We start from the raw sequence: 18,001 nt of genomic DNA, 5'->3' as shown, positions 1-18,001 counted from the left end.
ATTAAATCAACTATAATACTTTTTCAATTTTTTTGATTACTTTATTTACATTCCTATCATTAGTGGATTTACTCAAATTGTCTATATAGAAGTGTTTAATATTTTTAATGCCTGCAAGTTTTAATGGGTATTTCATGACTCTATACCCTAATCTACCTTGTAATATATGAAACCATTCACTACCACCTAAAGTATAAATAATGATTGCTCTTTTATCTTTCCAAAGTCCATTTTTAAAATATTTTTTTCGCTTAAAACTAAAGGCATATTCTGGCCAAAATACCATGTCAATAAACCCTTTTAATATCATTGGTAAATTCAACCAATATAATGGATAAATAAAAATAAATAATTCACTTTTATTCAATTTTTCTATACTTCTAATTTGATATTCAGACATTTTAGTATGATATCCCTTGCTAAGGGAATAAATTTCATGTTGATCATTTTGCAAATTAAATTTTTGATATTCTTGATCTAAAAGTAATTTTTCAACTCTTTGAAGAATATCTTTACATTTACCTTTTTCATTTCCAGCATAAATTAAACTAATCATATATTTTCCTTCCATCCCGATAATTCATCTAAAATCTTAGATTTATTTTCTTCATATTTCATGTTTTCAGACATAATTTTTATTTTTTCTACTCTTTCTAAAATTAGAATTTGTTCATCAATGTTGGCTTTTATTATTTGGATTATATTATCCAGGAATATTTGAGATTCATCATTACAACTTTGTGTTACGGGTTTTTGAAATAACGAAATAATGTATTCAATATCTTTCAATTTTAGATTCAGTCTTTTCAAATCATTAATTATTTTCAATAGTTGAATATCTTCTTCTTTGAAATCTCTATAACCATTTTCTTTTCTTTGAACTTTAATTAAATCCATTTCTTCATAATAGCGAATCTTGGATTTAGAAAGACCAGATATTTCGGAAACTTTATCAATATTCATAAAACCACTCCTTATTTTGTAATTTTACATTATCATTAAAGTATACTTTAAGGTCAATTTATTTTTAAAAGTATATGAATTACACTTCTAGCAATTCTTAATTATTTTTTCTTTGAAAATGTTAATTTTTCCTCATTATTTTTCATAATAAATGTTATGCTTAATTTGTTTGAAATTATATGTATATTTTTTATAATTATTCACTAATAAAGTATGTATAGGGAGGAGATTGAATGGAAACGGAACACAGAATGAACGATGGTCACACATCTTCACCAAAAAGAAAGTTTAAATTAAAAATGCCTGGTGCATTTGCAATTTTATTCATCTTAACGATTTTAGCTGTTTTAGCAACTTGGATGATTCCTGCAGGTTCTTACTCTAAATTATCTTATGATGATCATGTATTAAAGGTCGAAAGTCCGCAAGGTAAAGTTGAATCACACAAAGCTACACAACATGAACTAGATAAGATGGGTGTCAAAATTGATATTGATCAATTTACTTCAGGTGCCATTAATAAACCTGTATCCATTCCCAATACATATGAGCGCTTAGATCAACACCCAGCTCATTTGTCTGATATTACGAGTAGTATGGTAAATGGTACGATTGAAGCTGCTGATATTATGGTATTCATTTTAGTACTCGGTGGTTTAATTGGTGTCGTTCAAGCTAGTGGTGCCTTTGAATCTGGCTTACTAGCACTAACTAAAAAGACCAAAGGTAGAGAATTTTTATTAATCTTCTTTGTATCTTTATTAATGGTTCTTGGTGGTACCTTGTGTGGTATTGAGGAAGAGGCTGTGGCTTTCTACCCTATACTTGTCCCTATCTTTTTAGCTATGGGTTATGACTCTATTGTTTGTGTGGGGGCTATCTTTTTAGCAAGTTCGATGGGCTCAACCTTCTCTACGATCAATCCATTCTCAGTAGTTATCGCATCTAATGCGGCCGGCACTACATTTACTGAAGGTTTGTACTGGCGTATCGCTGGTTGTATTATCGGTGCACTATTTGTTATTGGTTACCTCTATTGGTATAGTAAAAAAATTAAAAAAGACCCTACCGCGTCTTATAGTTACGAAGACAAAGACGAATTTGATCAACAATGGTCTGTGATGCAACACGATACCACACAACAATCATTTACAACGCGTAAAAAATTAATTTTACTACTCTTTGTGATACCTTTCCCAGTCATGGTATGGGGTGTGATGTCACAAGGTTGGTGGTTCCCAACAATGGCTTCTGCATTCCTTATCTTTACCATTATTATCATGCTACTCACTGCAACTGGTCCTAATGGTTTAGGTGAACAAGGTGTCGTAGATGAATTTGTCAAAGGTGCTTCCAGTTTAGTTGGGGTATCACTCATTATCGGATTAGCACGTGGCATAAACTTAGTATTAAATAATGGTCGCATTTCAGATACGATTTTACATTTTTCTTCTTCGCTCGTAGAACATATTCAAGGTCCATTATTTATAATCGCTTTATTATTTATCTTCTTCTTCCTAGGATTTATTATTCCATCATCATCTGGATTAGCTGTGTTAGCTATGCCTATTTTCGCACCACTAGCTGATACAGTAGGTATTCCTAGATATACCATTGTATCTGCATATCAATTTGGACAATATGCAATGCTATTCTTAGCACCAACAGGTTTAGTCATGGCGACATTACAAATGCTCAATATGCGTTATTCTCATTGGTTCCGTTTTGTATGGCCTGTTGTCGTCTTTGTACTTGTATTTGATGGTGGCATGTTAGTCACACAAGTTTTATTACATTAATCGTTTGATATAAAAATAACCGGGATAAGTGCACAGCTAGCACTATCCCGGTTATCATTTTATTGAGATACATTATGATTTAGCCAGTCTACTATTTCCTGGAAAATACTTTGATTATACGAAGATTCATTAAATATTTCATGTTTCAGTCCATCATAAATATGCATTGATTTATGTTCGGAACTAATGTCATTAAACAATTCAAGTGAATCTTGATAACTTACAAGACCATCTTCCTTGCCATGTAATATCAATATTGGATCAGTAAACGATGCTGCTTGTGCTTTTAATAATTCTACGCCATCAAGCAGTGTATAAATTAATCCATAAGAGATATCTTTAGCTACTAAATCGTCTAATTCATACTTTCGAATCGTATCTTCATCTGAACATACACCATCACCAAGTTCATTCGGTAAATATTTATCTACTGGTTGACTACGGTCAGGTTCTCCAAATAATTTCAGGTTATACCGTGTTAATGCTCCAGAAGTGATTATACCATCGACAAGTCCAGGATGTTTTGTACCATATAATGTGACTGTGTATCCGCCCATACTATGTCCAATAAGATAGACGTTACCTTTGTATGTTTCTTTCACAAATTGAATCATTGCATCTAAATCTTCCACAATTTCATCTTTATTACTATAATATACAGGCTTTCCTTCTGAACGACCGTGTCCGCGCTGATCGTATCGAATGACGTTAAATTGATTGTCATTTAAAAATGTAGTGATGTGATCATAACGTTCAAGGTGTTCAGCTAAACCGTGAACAACAATGATATTGGCCTTTGGTTCCGATACCTCGTTGACCTTAGCATATAGGTTAGTACCGTCTGCTGATTGAATGTATTTAATATAATTCATTGTCATCCCCCTTTAGTTCACTTATACCCACTTTCGAACAATAATGACATCAATCATTAATTTTATTCGGAATAAATACATCTGCTTCACTATCAGGAGGATAATAATAACCATTTGGTATCGTTTGTAACTCAATTAAGCTTCCCCACGGTGTCTTAACATAAACTGTTTGATTATCTTTCGTATCTTCATAACGTGTATTTAGATGTGGTTCAGATATGGGTTGCCCACCTGCACGTTTAATTTGTGCCAAAGCTTTCTCAAAATGATCTACATAGAATGAAAGATGAGTGAAACCTATATCTTGTAATGATACAGCTTGTTGTTGTGTCGCATCTTTAAATTCAAATAGTTCAATATTTGGACCATTACCAAAAACCATCATGCGCTTTTTAATAATTTTGGCACTTTTCTCAAGGCCTAATACCTCTTCTACAAATTTGCCCTCTCTAGGACTATCTTTTTGTGTTTGGCTGTCATAAGCCACTTTCCCGTCTAATCCTTGCTTAAAAAATTCTGTCGCTACTTCAATGTCTGGAACAGTCAATCCAATATGATTGATACCTCTTGTGATACTCATCATTAATGACACCTCTGATTTAAATAGTTTAGCCTCTTTTTATTTTCTATTCCCAATATATTTTCATTTGACACATTTAGAAGTTAAATATACTTTTAGAGTATAAAAGATATAAACTTTTGAAGATTTAATCATAAAAAGTTTGCTTTTCTAAAATGTATGTGGTATATTCTTTATATCAAATATAAATGATATATTTAAAAAGAGAAAACGGAGGAGTTAATTATGACTCAATTTACATTCGATAGCGTACACAGTGCATTAGATTTCCAAATCAAACATTTAATGGTTTCAAAAGTGAAAGGTGCATTCGACAAATTCGACGTTAACGTTGAAGGCGATATTAACGATTTAAGTACTTTAAAAGCAACTGCAACAATTGATCCTGCTTCAATCAATACTGGTAACGAAGACCGTGACAACCACTTAAAAACAGGCGATTTCTTCGGTACTGATGAATTCGATAAAATCACTTTCGTATCAAAAGAAGTAAGCGAAAATAGTGTTGTTGGTGACTTAACAATTAAAGGCGAAACACACGAAGAAAAATTCGACGTTGAATTTAATGGCGTAAGTAAAAACCCTATGAACGGTGAACAAGTAACTGGTTTCATCGTAACTGGTAAAATCGATAGAGAAAAATATGGCATTAGCTTTAACCAAGCATTAGAAACTGGTGGCGTAATGTTAGGTAGAGAAGTAAAATTCGAAGTTTCAGCAGAATTTTCAATCCAAGACTAATATATTAAATAAAACGGTTTTCTACATATACGTAGAAAACCGTTTTTTTCATACTCTTTTTTAATGAAATTGGAAACTATGATGACCTTTAGCAAATCCATTTACCGTATATAACATTGATCCGCCACCCATTTCGATGTCATTCGAACAAATAATAAGTTGATTTGTTCCAGGGATAAATTGTGGATGCGTAGAGCGTAGCATATGACCTTCATCTCGACCTGGAATTAGAATTTGCCCAATAGGATAGCCTTTTTTATTAAATACTAAGACTCTTCCTTGTCCATACATCGCAACATACAAATTATCATCACTATCAATACAACAAGAATCTGGGCCTTCATGACCAGTAAAATAATAAGGAATCGTCGCGCCGAATGGTGCAATCGTCACTCCATCTTCCTCTAATTCAATACGGTGTAATCGGTTCGTAGTCGTTTCAGTCACCCAAAGCACACGTTCATCTGTACTTAAGGCAACACCATTTGCGACACTAATATTTTGAATCACAGGTGTCACCTTTTGAAAATCTGGTGATACATAATACACACCGCCTAGAGGATGCGTTGAATAACCTCTAAAATCAGTAAAATAAAAGCCACCTTTACGATCAAATACCATATCGTCAATACAATATTCCGTATTTAATTCTGAAATAATCTCTTCAAATTGGTCCCCTTTGTCAGTTGTAGCAAATATGCCACCTGTCGATTTGAAATCACCTAGATGACATATAAATAATCGACCGTCTTTATGAATTTTAATGGCTGCTGGATTTTCTTTTTTCGATTTAAATGGACGTGTCACTTCTTTGGTGTCAGGATTAACTTTAAAGATATTACCTTCAAAGACATCAAGTAAGAATAATTGCCCATCACAATCAAAGTTTAATCCCTCAAGTTGTAATCCTTTATCCGAGATTTCTACCCATGGTTCAACTGTTATCGTTTGCAATTCACTTTCCGAAACAATCGGCGCAACACTAGCCGATAGCCCCTCATACTTTAATGTTGGTAAACCATTATTTTCCATTTCCATACCCCTTCTTTCATATATAATGATATCATCACTATTTTATCTGAAATTAAATTTAAAGTCATTGAGGGATATAACCCATTTGCTAATTCTGTTACATAAGAAAAATTCTTATATCATTAATGCCTTATTTTGTTATTTTTATATCTTAGTAAAATACATTTAAATACTCAGTCACTTGAATGAATTATAAGCTGAGATATTGAATCATTTGCTAATTTTGGTACAATATTATAATGGTGTAAAAATACGTAGACATTAACGAGACGTTTAACAATGTATAAATAATGATGTAAAACACATAGATTAATAGATTAGAGGAGAATAGAAAATGGATTATAGAGTACTTTTATATTACAAATATACAACGATTGAAGATCCCGAAACATTTGCTGCAGAACACTTAGCATTCTGTAAAGAGAATAACTTAAAAGGGCGTATCTTAGTATCAACAGAAGGTATCAACGGTACACTATCAGGTACTAAAGAAGATACAGATAAATATATTGAACATATGCATGCAGACGAACGTTTTAAAGATATGACATTCAAAATTGATGAAGCTGAAGGTCACACATTCAAAAAAATGCACGTACGTCCAAGAAAAGAAATCGTTGCACTTGATTTAGAAGAAGATGTAGATCCACGTGAAACAACTGGTAAATACTACTCACCAAAAGAATTTAAAGAAGCACTTGAAGATGAAAATACAGTCATCTTAGATGCTAGAAATGATTACGAATTTGATTTAGGTCATTTCCGTGGTGCTGTGCGTCCAGACATTACACGTTTCAGAGACTTACCAGATTGGATCCGCGACAACAAAGACAAATTAGACGGTAAAAACATTGTCACTTATTGTACTGGTGGTATTCGTTGTGAAAAATTCTCAGGTTGGTTAGTTAAAGAAGGCTTCGAAAACGTTGGTCAATTACACGGCGGTATCGCAACTTATGGTAAAGACCCAGAAACCAAAGGCCAATACTGGGATGGTAAAATGTACGTCTTCGATGAACGTATTAGCGTAGATGTTAACCAAGTTGAGAAAACAGTTGTCGGTAAAGAACATTTCGACGGCACACCTTGCGAACGTTATATCAATTGTGCCAACCCAGAATGTAACAAACAAATCCTTGTTTCAGAAGAAAATGAAGAAAAATATTTAGGCGCATGCTCATACGACTGCGCTAAACATGAACGCAACCGTTACGTTGCAACACATGATATTAGTGATGAAGAATGGGAACGTCGTTTAGAAAACTTCAAAGACGTTCCAGAACATGCACACGCATAATTAAAATATTTAAAACAGGCCGTAAAACGATACGTTTTACGACCTGTTTTTTTATTGAGTCATTGGGTTTAAATGATACTATATAAATAAATCATATTAAGAGGTGGGCGTATGAAGATTCTAGTTACTGGATTTGATCCATTTGAGGGCAATCAAGTTAATCCTTCTTGGGAGGCGGTTAAGCAGTTGCCTGACTATATCGGACAACATGATATTACAAAGTTAGAAGTACCAACTGTCTTTCATAAAGTGATGAATGTCATACAACAAGCGTTAGATTCCGGAGAATATGACGCCGTCGTTGCAGTAGGTCAAGCCGGTGGTCGTGCCGAAATCACCCCTGAACGTATCGGTATCAATATAGATGATGCTAGAATAGCTGATAATGACGGACAACAACCTATTGATATTCCTATACAACCTAAGGGTGCATCAGCTTATTTTTCAAATTTACCTGTTAAACGAATGACAGAAAATATCAAACAACAAGGTATTCCTGCTAAGCTATCAAACAGTGCAGGTACGTTTGTATGTAATCATATTTTATATCAACTCGGTTACTTAAATGCTACACGTTTTCCAAACTTGCTATTCGGATTCATTCATGTGCCCTATATTCCTGAACAAGTCGAAGCACCATCTCAATCACCCTCATTATCATTGGACACAATTGTTAAAGGGTTAATCGCAGCAATCGAAGCAATTGACAGAAATGATGACATCAAAATTGCTTTAGGTGAAACGCATTAATGTATAAAAAATAGCCAAGAATGATCTACACCTATCATTCTTGGCTAATTTATTATATCGTAGGTGGTCCTATCATTGACCATCCTTTATGACGTGTATAGACATGATTCACTGCAAAGACATGGAGTATCGCCATACACAAGATCTTATGATCTTCAAAAAACCGGTCTTCTCCACCACGTATTTCTGCGTAGTCCCCAACCTGTTTCCAATATGCAATATCACGATCTAATTTAGCATCTTTAATGTGCGTCTGATTATTTTCATCGGCATATATATTTAAAATTCGATTATCTAATTTAATAATGCCATACGTATCTTTAGTTCCACTACTTTTCTTATCAAATAAAACCTTTTGTGTGCTGCCCTTGTCGTGATAATACAATTCGAAATGTTTACCCTCTAACACAGACTTTGCACTAGCTTCGACAACGATTTCTCCCGCTGAATTCCTCAATTCATATCTTCTAAATCTTAAAGATAATGTGACAATACTTACGATTCTTTGAAATGGATTACGAAAAACTTTCTGTATATCAACAATATGTTGGTTCCCTTCATCATAAACTGGAGATGATTGGGTAGAAAAAGGATTCCTCTTTTTATACTTATACATCATACTGCCACCTCTTTTAATTGATTTGTTAACGTTTATCTTCTTTTCTTAATTTCCAAAGCTTATAAACATAATAACCTATGAATCCCCAACTAATCACTACAAGTATCACCGAGGAAATAATGATAAATGTTTCTAGATTACCACTCATACTTCCAGTGAAAAGGTGCGCAATTAAGTTTGGTGCAGACACTATTAAAATAATGAATGCGAAAATCTTCTGTTTAACAATGAAACAACCAATCATTGTCAAAATAAGTAAGATGATTCCAATCACTAAACTTTGTATATTAGATAATTTAATCATCGTATAGATTGGATAATGCCTTAATAAATATTCGCCAGCTATCATCAATAAATAAACACCAATACCAAATCCTATGATCACAATGTAAGATTCTTTCTTATCTCCCCATCGAACTAACGCTTTCCTCATCACTACGAGTTGTACAACCACACCTAAAACGAATACACCTATAATATAAAGCAGGAGTGATACTGACACATCAAACGTACCTTGATCAAGCATTCTAGGTATCATAAAAATGGCCAATAAGAATACTATAAAGTACATCACATATTTATATAGTCCCTGTGTCATTGTCATTTCTTTAGCGAAACGATCTGCATATGATTTCACAGGCGTTTGGATAATTGGCCGTACATCTTCACCATTTTGTTCAGCAGTCAGTAAATGATCTCGCAATTCATCGTCTATCTCATTCACTTCATCTTCGTCTTTTCCTCTAAAAAGAAGTTCGACTCTTAATTTGTCCAAGAAATTTTCCGATTCTTTACTCAACATAACTATTCACTCCCGAATAAATTATTCATACCTGAGTTTAAATACTTCCACTTCTCTTGAAATGCTGCTAACTCTACTTTGCCGTTTTCTGTAATCGTATAATATTTTCTTTTAGGCCCACCATTATCAGATTTACGAACCGTTGTTTCTACGTATCCTTTTTTACTCAAACGTAAGAGTACAGGATAAATACTTCCATCACTAATTTCTGGAAATTGATTGGCATGCAACTTTTCTAATATTTCATAACCATATGTTTCACCTTTAGCTATTAGTCCTAAAATTGCGCCATCTAGCAGTCCTTTCATCATTTGATTTGATACTGACATCATCAACGCCTCCGACCACTATCTTATAATATAAGATAGTCAATAAATCTATTCTTGTCAACTATCTTACAATAAAAGATAGTCATTTCATAATATTCACTATCAATCACACTCATTTGATAATGTCTAAGATGCGATGAATCTGGGTAAACACAATTAGAACTATTGAGTATATTTTTTATACAGAGGAGAGATGAATAATGACGAATACGGTTTATTATGTTATAGATACGGGTGTTCATTATTTAGTAAATATGTATGATAGTTGGAAAGTTGAAGCTATTTTAGATCAAGATAGTGATATATTTCCTAATAATATACATTGGCAATTCGGTCATGTATTAACTGTTTTTGAAAATGCATTATCTAAAGGTAATCAACATGTGGTTGATTTAGAACGCTATAAACAACTATTTGCGCCTGGATCTAAACCAGCTGACTGGCCTCAAATTGAAGGTGGTGTGCCGAGTATCGATGAGATTTTAAAAGATATTCAAACTATTCCTGAACGTGCAAGACAATTAACAGATGAACAGTTAGCACAAACACTAGATCAACCCATTGCAGGATTCTCCACAGTGGAAGGTCTATTAATGTTGAATGCTATTCATATCCCACTTCACGCTGGTAAAATTGAAGAAATGGCACGTGTCATAAAACAACAATAATTCAACAATGCTTTTTGATAGTCTGGTTGTTAAAACAGTATCTTAAGCTATCATCATTTAAAGGATTTCGCTTGTAAAGTGAGGTCCTTTTTTATGTCCTAAATCATCGAAAATGATTCTCAATTAATTGCACAAACCCTCTGTACATTCACTATAAATAGGATTATCCTAGTGGTGTACTAATGAATCTCCTAATAGAAAGAAAGAAGGAAACTCATCTTGGAAAATAATGTAAAATACAAAAAGTTTATTCTTCCTATTGTAGTTGGTTTACTCATATGGGCATTAACCCCTTTTAAACCAGATGCACTAGATACTCAAGCATGGTATATGTTTGCGATATTTGTCGCTACGATCATCGCTTGTATCACGCAACCTATGCCAATTGGTGCCGTATCTATTATTGGATTTACATTAACCGTTTTGGTTGGTGTTGTTGATATTAAGACCGCTGTCCAAGGATTCGGTAATAATAGTATATGGCTTATCGCTATGGCATTCTTCATTTCAAGAGGCTTTGTTAAAACGGGTTTAGGTCGTCGAATCGCACTGCAATTCGTCAAACTGTTTGGGAAAAAGACCTTGGGCTTAGCCTATTCATTAGTAGGCGTCGATTTAATATTAGCCCCTGCAACACCAAGTAATACTGCACGTGCCGGTGGTATTATGTTCCCTATTATTAAATCATTGTCTGAATCATTTGGTTCAAGTCCTAAAGATGGTACAGAACGTAAAATGGGTGCCTTTCTCATTTTCACTGAATTCCAAGGTAACCTCATTACAGCAGCAATGTTCTTAACTGCAATGGCAGGTAATCCACTAGCTCAAAACTTAGCCGAAAAAACTGCGCATGTACATATTACGTGGATGAATTGGTTTTTAGCTGCACTTGTACCTGGACTAGTATCCTTAATCGTCGTTCCATTTATTATTTATAAAATGTATCCACCTACTGTAAAGGAAACACCCAATGCCAAACAGTGGGCTGAAAATGAATTAGCCAATATGGGACCTATATCCATTGCTGAAAAATTCATGACAGGTATCTTTATCGTGGCATTAGCATTATGGGTAACAGGTAGCTTTATCCATGTTGATGCAACATTAACAGCATTTATTGCGTTAGCATTACTGTTACTTACAGGTGTCTTAACATGGAAAGATATTTTAAATGAAACAGGTGCATGGAATACATTAGTTTGGTTCTCAGTACTTGTACTCATGGCAGATCAGTTAAACCAGCTAGGATTTATTCCATGGTTGAGTCAATTGATTGCACATAGCTTACATGGTTTAAGTTGGCCAATTGTCATTGTGCTACTTATACTATTTTTCTTCTATTCACATTATTTATTCGCAAGTGCAACTGCACATGTCAGTGCAATGTATGCCGCATTATTAGGCGTGGCAGTCGCAGCCGGAGCACCTCCATTGTTCAGTGCTTTAATCCTTGGGTTCTTCGGTAACTTATTAGCGTCAACAACACACTATAGTAGTGGTCCAGCGCCTATTCTTTATGGTTCAGGCTACATCACACAAAAACGTTGGTGGACAATGAATATCGTATTAGGATTCGTCTACTTTATCATCTGGATTGGCTTAGGCTCATTATGGATGAAATTAATCGGTATATTTTAATCAATTCAATATCAATAAGAAAAATCATCACCTATACCACTTATTCTTGGGTAAAGGTGATGATTTTTCTTATTCTGTAATTGGTCTTCTTTTCATTTTTAAATATTGAGATGTACTGTATAACACAATACCTATCCAGATAAAGATAAACGTAATCAATTGATTGATATCAAATGGTTCGTTAAATAAGAAGATACCTAAAACAAACATAATGGTTGGTCCAACATATTGGATGAAGCCTGTTAAAGATAGTGGAATACGTTTTGCGCCTGCTGAGAATAGTATTAAAGGAATCGCTGTAATCGCACCAGAGAATAATAACCAGAACGAAGACATGTTCATACCAAAGCTAAGTTGGTGCTGTTGCCATAAATAACCAACATAGATTAATCCTGCAGGAGCCGTGACAATACATTCTACTGTAATACTACTAATCGCATCGATATGGACAACCTTTTTCAATAATCCATAAATCCCAAATGAAAATGCCAACATTAGTGCCACGATTGGGAATTCTCCTACTTTCAATGTCATGTAAAGTACGCCAATAAATGCAAATAGAATCGCTAACCATTCAAATTTATTAAATCGTTCTTTTAGGAAAATGAGCGCTAATAAGATACTCACTAACGGATTAATATAATAACCTAAACTAGATTGTAATACATGTCCATTCGTCACTGCCCATATAAATGTCCCCCAGTTAATCGTTATCACATAACCAGCAACGACGATGGCTACAAGTTGTATAGGATGTGTCACCAATTGATTCACATCTCGAATAAATGCTTGCCTCTGATTCTTGCCAATGATTAAAATAAAAATCATGAATATCGCTGAAAAGATAATTCTAAAGGCTAAAATTTCAAATGCACCAATATGATGAATCAGTTCCCAATATATAGGTAAAATGCCCCATAAAACATATGCACCTAGTGCGAAAAATATGCCTTTTTTATATTCATTATTCATCAAAGTCCTCCCTCCACACATCTCAATCGTTATAATAATATCAGTCTACTAATAAATGAATCAGAAAAACAATAGTTTGTTTATAAAAAAACACCCCAACATATTGAAAATTTAATTCAACAATCGGGATGTTTATTCATATACTCACTATCAACGATTAAAGATAGTTTATTTAAGGACTCATAGTCAGTCACTAGCCACCGAAAAAGAGATCAATGATATCTGATTTTCTATTCTTATCATCTTTATAAAATTCCGTATAACCACAATTTTTACAAGTAATCGTTATAAAATTATTATGTTGTAAATCGAAAACTTTTGAGAGCCCTGAACCAGTTGCAGATAGTGTGCCCTCTTCGACTTCAGTATGTCCGCATTTAACACACCCTTGATGTTCAACCATTTGTCATCTCCCCCTTATTTAAAAACTTGTCATTAATTTATACCTGACAATATAATCATTCAAACGTTTAATCTGTTGACCTTATTTCGTTGTAATATCAATTAAATAATAATTAAAACTAATTTATTTTCGGCATAACATTTTTGTTACACTAATAAAATTTTCTATGCGTTTATCATTAATCGGAGTATGATTAATTATTATGTTTATCAGAAAGAGGGTATTATTTTGAAATCAATGCAACGACAATCATTAAGTTGGTTACCATACATAAGCATTGTCATCTTACTACACATTATTGGGTTTAGTTTTTTATGGTTTGCAGGTAAAGATCATCATATTTTATTTGGCATGGGTATTTTGGCATATACGTTAGGTTTACGTCACGCTTTCGATGCCGATCATATTGCTGCCATCGATAATACAGTTAGGAAGTTATTACAACAACGTCGCGATCCTGTAGGTGTCGGCTTCTACTTTTCAATCGGTCACTCTACCGTCGTATTTTTAATGGCAGTATTACTAGGCATATCAGTCAAATGGGCTAAAAGTGAATTACCCCATTTCCAAGACATAGGCGGTACGATTGGCACGTTAGTTTCCGGATTTTTCTTAGTTTTAATTGGTATCTTAAATTTAATTATTCTAGTATCTCTAGTTCAATTATTTATGAAATTACGTAAACAAAAAGGCATTGATGATGAGGAAGTGAATGAACTTTTAGAATCTAGAGGCTTTATCACTCGATTTGTAGGACCTTACTTCAAAGTCATCAGTAGAAGTTGGCACGTATTACCATTAGGTTTCCTCTTTGGTTTAGGGTTTGATACAGCAAGTGAAATTGCATTGCTCGCGTTGTCATCTGGTGCTTCTCAACAAGCTATTTCATTTATAGGTATCTTATCATTACCTATTTTATTTGCAGCAGGTATGAGTTTATTAGATACCTTAGATGGTGTAGTGATGAAATCTGCCTACAACTGGGCATTCTTTAATCCTATTCGCAAAATCTATTACAACATTACAATTACAACCATTTCAGTTATTGCAGCTTTAATTATTGGCCTAATAGAATTATTACAAATTATGGCTGATAAATTTGCGTTATCAGGTGGTTTTTGGTCATTAATTCAATCCATTCAATTTGACTATTTAGGTTATATTTTGGTTGGTTTGTTCTTAATCACATGGTTGATTTCAACACTGATTTGGAAATTCGGAAAAGTTGAGCAACGTTGGTCTTAAATCTTTGCTATTCCGTTGATAACCACGTAAACTTAGCGCAACTAATCATTTAAATAAAAATAATCGGGGTATTCGTTCATGAATAAAAAAATCGCATTAATTACTGGGTCTTCAACAGGCTTAGGCTTAGAAACTGCTTCACTACTTGCTAAAAATGGATATAAAGTATACGCAACGATGCGTCATTTAGAAAAGCAAGATGCACTCACACAATTATCACAGCAAGAGGGTATAGACTTAGAAGTCAAACAACTGGATGTTACAAACTTAGATCATATCAATCAAGTCGTTTCTGACATTATCAATACTGAAGGTCGTATTGATATCCTTATTAATAACGCAGGTGCTGGCTTTGTTAAAACAACGGAACTCGCAACAGATGATGAAATCATGTGGCAATTAAATTTAAACTTAATGGGCGTCATCCGTATGACAAAAGCAGTCTTACCATATATGAGAAATCAAAGAGACGGTCGTATCATTAATATATCTTCTGTTGGCGGTCTTGTAGGTCAACCATTTAACGAAATTTATTGTGCAACTAAATTCGGTGTAGAAGGTTATACAGAAGCGATGGCTAGTTACGTTCAACCGGAATTCAATATTAAATTCACTCTCATTGAACCAGGTGGCATTCAATCAGAATTCACAAATAATGTGATGGCACAACTACAGTCTACGGGTGGTCTTAAAGATGATGAGTATAAGCCAATCCTTGACTCATACTTAGGTGGTCTTAAAGAGAATTATGGCGCGGGGTCATCTCAAACTTCTGAAGAAGTCGCTACCGTCATACTTAATACGTTAGAAATGGAAGAACCACCTATTCGTACTCGTACATCAGACTGGTCTGAAGCATTTACTGAACTTAAAACACAAGCTGATCCAACGGGTAAAGAACAACAACGACGTGTTGTTAAATTATTAGGAAAATAGATATACAACATAAAAGCAGTAGTAAGTCATTTTAAACACTGACCTACTACTGCTTTTTTAATTTATTTAATCAAGTTATACTTAGCCATACTATCAAGTGCTTCTAGAATTGCCTCTTCTTGTGTTCCAATTGGGCGCCAACCAAGCATTGATTTAGCATGTTCGTTACTTACATTTCTATTCATATCAAGTAACAATTTACCTTCTTTAGCCTCTTTATTAAACTTCGCACCTAAACCTAATACAAAGTTAGGCAATTTCTTTGTAGATGTTTGAGTAGCTAATTCAGGACGTTGATGTTTAATTAATTGGGCAATTTCTGGCATTGAAATTTGTCCGTCTGCCGTAGCGATAAATCGTTGGTTATTAGCTTCAGGTGTAGTCATCGCTAAAATGTGTAAACGCGCCACATCTCTGACATCTACTACATTTAATGGAATATTAGGCACACGTTTCAATGAACCATTAACTATGTTTTTAATGACATTAAAACTACCTGAAATATGACTATCTAATGATGGTCCTAACATTGCTACAGGATTAATCGTCGCAAATTCTAAATTATTATCCTTATTCTTAACGAAGTCCCATGCCGCCTTCTCTGCTAATAACTTAGATTTTTCATAAGCTGACAATCCAGGCTCATCTTGGTTTGTCCAGTTTTCTTCGGTAGTGACACTAGATTTGTCTTTATTACTAAAACCAACAGCACCAAAGTTTGATGTCATCACTACACGTTTCACATTCGCTTTCTCCGCTGCTCTCAAAATTCGTTGAATACCTTCAATTGCTGGTCTAATGACTTCCGTTTCATCTTCCGGAATATCAAAAAATACTGGTGAAGCGACACTCAATACATATTTACAATCTTTCATCGCTTCATTCCAATGTTCATCCTTCGATAAATCCGCTTCTACAAATGTTAATTTATCCGTTTTTATGTGATGATCATTTAATGTTTTAATTACTTGTTTCTTTTTATCTAAAGAACGTAACGTCGTACGTACCTCATAACCATCTTTTAATAATTCACTAATGATACGCATTCCTAAGAACCCGCTACCACCTGTGACCAAGACTTGTTCATTCATATTTAACCTCCTCAGGTTAACTTATTTGAGCTTTGATTATAACAGGTTCTATGACATTCAACTAATTATATGAATATTACCAATGCTTTGTTATCATTTTAAATCAACCGAAATTTTATGAAATAAGCGTAAAAAATGGTATCTTAAAGTAATCTAATCACGATAAGTTATATAATGGTCTTATCTATTTTCAAAGGAGGATACAACCTAATGTTCTTAGCCTGGAATGAAATTAAAAGAAACAAACTTAAGTTCAGTTTAATTATTGGGATTTTAGTACTCATTAGCTATTTATTATTTTTATTATCTGGACTTGCAAATGGGTTAATCAAAATGAATACAGAAGGCATTGAAAAGTGGCATGCTGACGCTATTATTTTAAACAAAGATGCCAATCAAACCGTAGAACAATCTGTATTTGATCAATCCAAAGTGAAAGACGACTTCAAAAAAGCAGCATCACTGAAACAACAAGGCGTCATCGTTTCAAATAAACGAAAAGAAGAAAATGCCCTACTCTTCGGTGTGACATCTCATTCATTTTTAGTGCCAAAATTAGTTGAGGGGCATCAAGTAAAAAAGACTAATGATGTAGTAATTGACCAAACCCTCAAAGATAAAGGATTCAAAGTTGGCGATACATTATCATTGTCACAATCAGACGAGAAATTGAAGGTCGTTGGTATTACAGAAAGTGCGAAGTACAATGCATCACCAGTAATTTTTTCTAATAACAAAACGATTGAAAAGATTAATCCAGCGCTTTCAAAAGATAAAACCAATGCCATTGTCGTGAAAGATAAAGATTGGAAGAATCATAAGCTCGATAGTAATTTAGAAGCTGTATCTATCAATGCGTTTATTGAAAACTTACCGGGGTATAAAGCGCAAAATCTAACTTTAAACTTTATGATTTCTTTCCTATTTGTGATTTCAGCAACGGTTATCGGTGTGTTCTTATACGTCATGACACTACAAAAGACAAACCTATTCGGTGTCTTAAAAGCACAAGGCTTCACTAATACCTATCTAGCTAAAATGGTATTAGCACAAACCTTTATATTGTCACTGATTGGTACGGCAATTGGACTGGGACTAACATTATTAACGAGCACTATCCTGCCTGACGCTGTTCCAATACAGTTTAATATCATCACACTACTTATATTTGGTATAGTACTCATCATTATTTCATTATTGGGAAGTCTATTTTCAGTCTTATCTATTAGAAAAATTGATCCATTAAAAGCAATTGGATAGAAAG

20 protein-coding genes are annotated in these 18,001 nt (G+C 33.9%); 9 read left to right on the top strand and 11 right to left on the bottom strand.

Annotated elements, in window-relative coordinates; all coding sequences use genetic code 11:
• Nucleotides 1–10: 10 nt before the first annotated feature.
• Both LPC11_RS01025 and LPC11_RS01020 read right to left on the bottom strand, forming a co-directional pair.
• Nucleotides 11–556, bottom strand: coding sequence for an NAD(P)H-dependent oxidoreductase (locus LPC11_RS01025; RefSeq protein ID WP_023374271.1), 546 nt, complete (start codon nucleotides 554–556; stop codon nucleotides 11–13).
• Nucleotides 553–963: a MerR family transcriptional regulator gene (locus LPC11_RS01020; protein ID WP_023374272.1), complete on the bottom strand. Its 411-nt coding sequence runs from the start codon at nucleotides 961–963 to the stop codon at nucleotides 553–555. Before LPC11_RS01020 ends, LPC11_RS01025 begins: the two co-directional genes overlap by 4 nt.
• A 233-nt stretch (nucleotides 964–1,196) precedes the next feature.
• Here LPC11_RS01020 and LPC11_RS01015 point away from each other — a divergent pair, with 233 nt between their 5' ends.
• Entirely contained in the window at nucleotides 1,197–2,762 is a 1,566-nt protein-coding gene (locus LPC11_RS01015; protein WP_023374273.1) for a YfcC family protein, read from the top strand.
• A 59-nt stretch (nucleotides 2,763–2,821) separates the two neighbouring features.
• Here the strand turns inward: LPC11_RS01015 and LPC11_RS01010 are convergent, their stop codons facing one another.
• A complete protein-coding gene (locus LPC11_RS01010; protein WP_023374274.1) occupies nucleotides 2,822–3,634 on the bottom strand; it encodes an alpha/beta hydrolase in 813 nt (270 codons plus the stop codon).
• 49 nt (nucleotides 3,635–3,683) lie between these two features.
• The gene (locus LPC11_RS01005) at nucleotides 3,684–4,214 is read right to left on the bottom strand and encodes a VOC family protein (protein ID WP_107566383.1); all 531 of its coding nucleotides are present in this window, start codon (nucleotides 4,212–4,214) and stop codon (nucleotides 3,684–3,686) included.
• Nucleotides 4,215–4,439: 225 nt separating this feature from the next.
• Here LPC11_RS01005 and LPC11_RS01000 point away from each other — a divergent pair, with 225 nt between their 5' ends.
• Nucleotides 4,440–4,955, top strand: coding sequence for a YceI family protein (locus LPC11_RS01000; RefSeq protein ID WP_023374276.1), 516 nt, complete (start codon nucleotides 4,440–4,442; stop codon nucleotides 4,953–4,955).
• A 60-nt stretch (nucleotides 4,956–5,015) separates the two neighbouring features.
• Here the strand turns inward: LPC11_RS01000 and LPC11_RS00995 are convergent, their stop codons facing one another.
• Nucleotides 5,016–5,987, bottom strand: coding sequence for an SMP-30/gluconolactonase/LRE family protein (locus LPC11_RS00995; protein ID WP_231307306.1), 972 nt, complete (start codon nucleotides 5,985–5,987; stop codon nucleotides 5,016–5,018).
• Between the two features lie 334 nt (nucleotides 5,988–6,321).
• On the opposite strand from LPC11_RS00995, the gene trhO reads away from it, so the two are divergent.
• A complete protein-coding gene (gene trhO, locus LPC11_RS00990; protein ID WP_002466585.1) occupies nucleotides 6,322–7,284 on the top strand; it encodes an oxygen-dependent tRNA uridine(34) hydroxylase TrhO in 963 nt (320 codons plus the stop codon).
• 111 nt (nucleotides 7,285–7,395) lie between these two features.
• Nucleotides 7,396–8,034 carry a pyroglutamyl-peptidase I gene (gene pcp, locus LPC11_RS00985; protein WP_023374278.1) on the top strand — a complete coding sequence of 213 codons (639 nt, stop codon included), beginning with the start codon at nucleotides 7,396–7,398 and terminating at the stop codon, nucleotides 8,032–8,034.
• A gap of 52 nt (nucleotides 8,035–8,086) precedes the next feature.
• Here the strand turns inward: pcp and LPC11_RS00980 are convergent, their stop codons facing one another.
• From LPC11_RS00980 to LPC11_RS00970, 3 genes are read right to left on the bottom strand one after another with little or no spacing between them, the layout of a single operon-like run.
• Nucleotides 8,087–8,650, bottom strand: a complete 564-nt coding sequence (locus LPC11_RS00980; protein ID WP_023374279.1) for a tubby C-terminal domain-like protein — start codon at nucleotides 8,648–8,650, stop codon at nucleotides 8,087–8,089.
• Nucleotides 8,651–8,678: 28 nt separating this feature from the next.
• The gene (locus LPC11_RS00975) at nucleotides 8,679–9,455 is read right to left on the bottom strand and encodes a hypothetical protein (protein ID WP_231307305.1); all 777 of its coding nucleotides are present in this window, start codon (nucleotides 9,453–9,455) and stop codon (nucleotides 8,679–8,681) included.
• 2 nt (nucleotides 9,456–9,457) lie between these two features.
• Nucleotides 9,458–9,784: a PadR family transcriptional regulator gene (locus tag LPC11_RS00970; RefSeq protein WP_023374281.1), complete on the bottom strand. Its 327-nt coding sequence runs from the start codon at nucleotides 9,782–9,784 to the stop codon at nucleotides 9,458–9,460.
• 200 nt (nucleotides 9,785–9,984) lie between these two features.
• Between LPC11_RS00970 and LPC11_RS00965 the strand changes: the two genes are divergently transcribed.
• Together LPC11_RS00965 and LPC11_RS00960 are read left to right on the top strand one after the other, a co-directional pair.
• Nucleotides 9,985–10,452 (top strand): DinB family protein, encoded by a 468-nt coding sequence (locus LPC11_RS00965; protein WP_231307304.1) that lies wholly within the window; start codon nucleotides 9,985–9,987, stop codon nucleotides 10,450–10,452.
• Between the two features lie 219 nt (nucleotides 10,453–10,671).
• Entirely contained in the window at nucleotides 10,672–12,090 is a 1,419-nt protein-coding gene (locus LPC11_RS00960; protein WP_002466590.1) for an anion permease, read from the top strand.
• Nucleotides 12,091–12,159: 69 nt separating this feature from the next.
• Here the strand turns inward: LPC11_RS00960 and rarD are convergent, their stop codons facing one another.
• Both rarD and LPC11_RS00950 read right to left on the bottom strand, forming a co-directional pair.
• The gene (gene rarD, locus LPC11_RS00955) at nucleotides 12,160–13,062 is read right to left on the bottom strand and encodes an EamA family transporter RarD (protein WP_023374284.1); all 903 of its coding nucleotides are present in this window, start codon (nucleotides 13,060–13,062) and stop codon (nucleotides 12,160–12,162) included.
• A gap of 193 nt (nucleotides 13,063–13,255) precedes the next feature.
• Nucleotides 13,256–13,465 carry a zinc ribbon domain-containing protein gene (locus LPC11_RS00950; RefSeq protein WP_002466596.1) on the bottom strand — a complete coding sequence of 70 codons (210 nt, stop codon included), beginning with the start codon at nucleotides 13,463–13,465 and terminating at the stop codon, nucleotides 13,256–13,258.
• A gap of 189 nt (nucleotides 13,466–13,654) precedes the next feature.
• Here LPC11_RS00950 and LPC11_RS00945 point away from each other — a divergent pair, with 189 nt between their 5' ends.
• Entirely contained in the window at nucleotides 13,655–14,710 is a 1,056-nt protein-coding gene (locus tag LPC11_RS00945; RefSeq protein ID WP_104681507.1) for a HoxN/HupN/NixA family nickel/cobalt transporter, read from the top strand.
• Between the two features lie 78 nt (nucleotides 14,711–14,788).
• Nucleotides 14,789–15,646, top strand: a complete 858-nt coding sequence (locus LPC11_RS00940; RefSeq protein WP_023374286.1) for an SDR family oxidoreductase — start codon at nucleotides 14,789–14,791, stop codon at nucleotides 15,644–15,646.
• 62 nt (nucleotides 15,647–15,708) lie between these two features.
• On the opposite strand, the gene LPC11_RS00935 is transcribed toward LPC11_RS00940, so the two are convergent.
• On the bottom strand, nucleotides 15,709–16,737 hold the full coding sequence (locus LPC11_RS00935) for an SDR family oxidoreductase (RefSeq protein ID WP_107566386.1): 1,029 nt from the start codon (nucleotides 16,735–16,737) through the stop codon (nucleotides 15,709–15,711).
• Between the two features lie 210 nt (nucleotides 16,738–16,947).
• On the opposite strand from LPC11_RS00935, the gene LPC11_RS00930 reads away from it, so the two are divergent.
• The gene (locus LPC11_RS00930) at nucleotides 16,948–17,997 is read left to right on the top strand and encodes an ABC transporter permease (protein WP_023374287.1); all 1,050 of its coding nucleotides are present in this window, start codon (nucleotides 16,948–16,950) and stop codon (nucleotides 17,995–17,997) included.
• Nucleotides 17,998–18,001 lie beyond the last annotated feature (4 nt).

This window comes from Staphylococcus sp. HL28, from assembly GCF_021117155.1.
In the GTDB taxonomy this organism is placed as follows: domain Bacteria; phylum Bacillota; class Bacilli; order Staphylococcales; family Staphylococcaceae; genus Staphylococcus; species Staphylococcus warneri.
The sequence above is the reverse complement of the archived record's forward strand: the minus strand, read 5'-3'. Positions and strand labels throughout refer to the sequence as shown.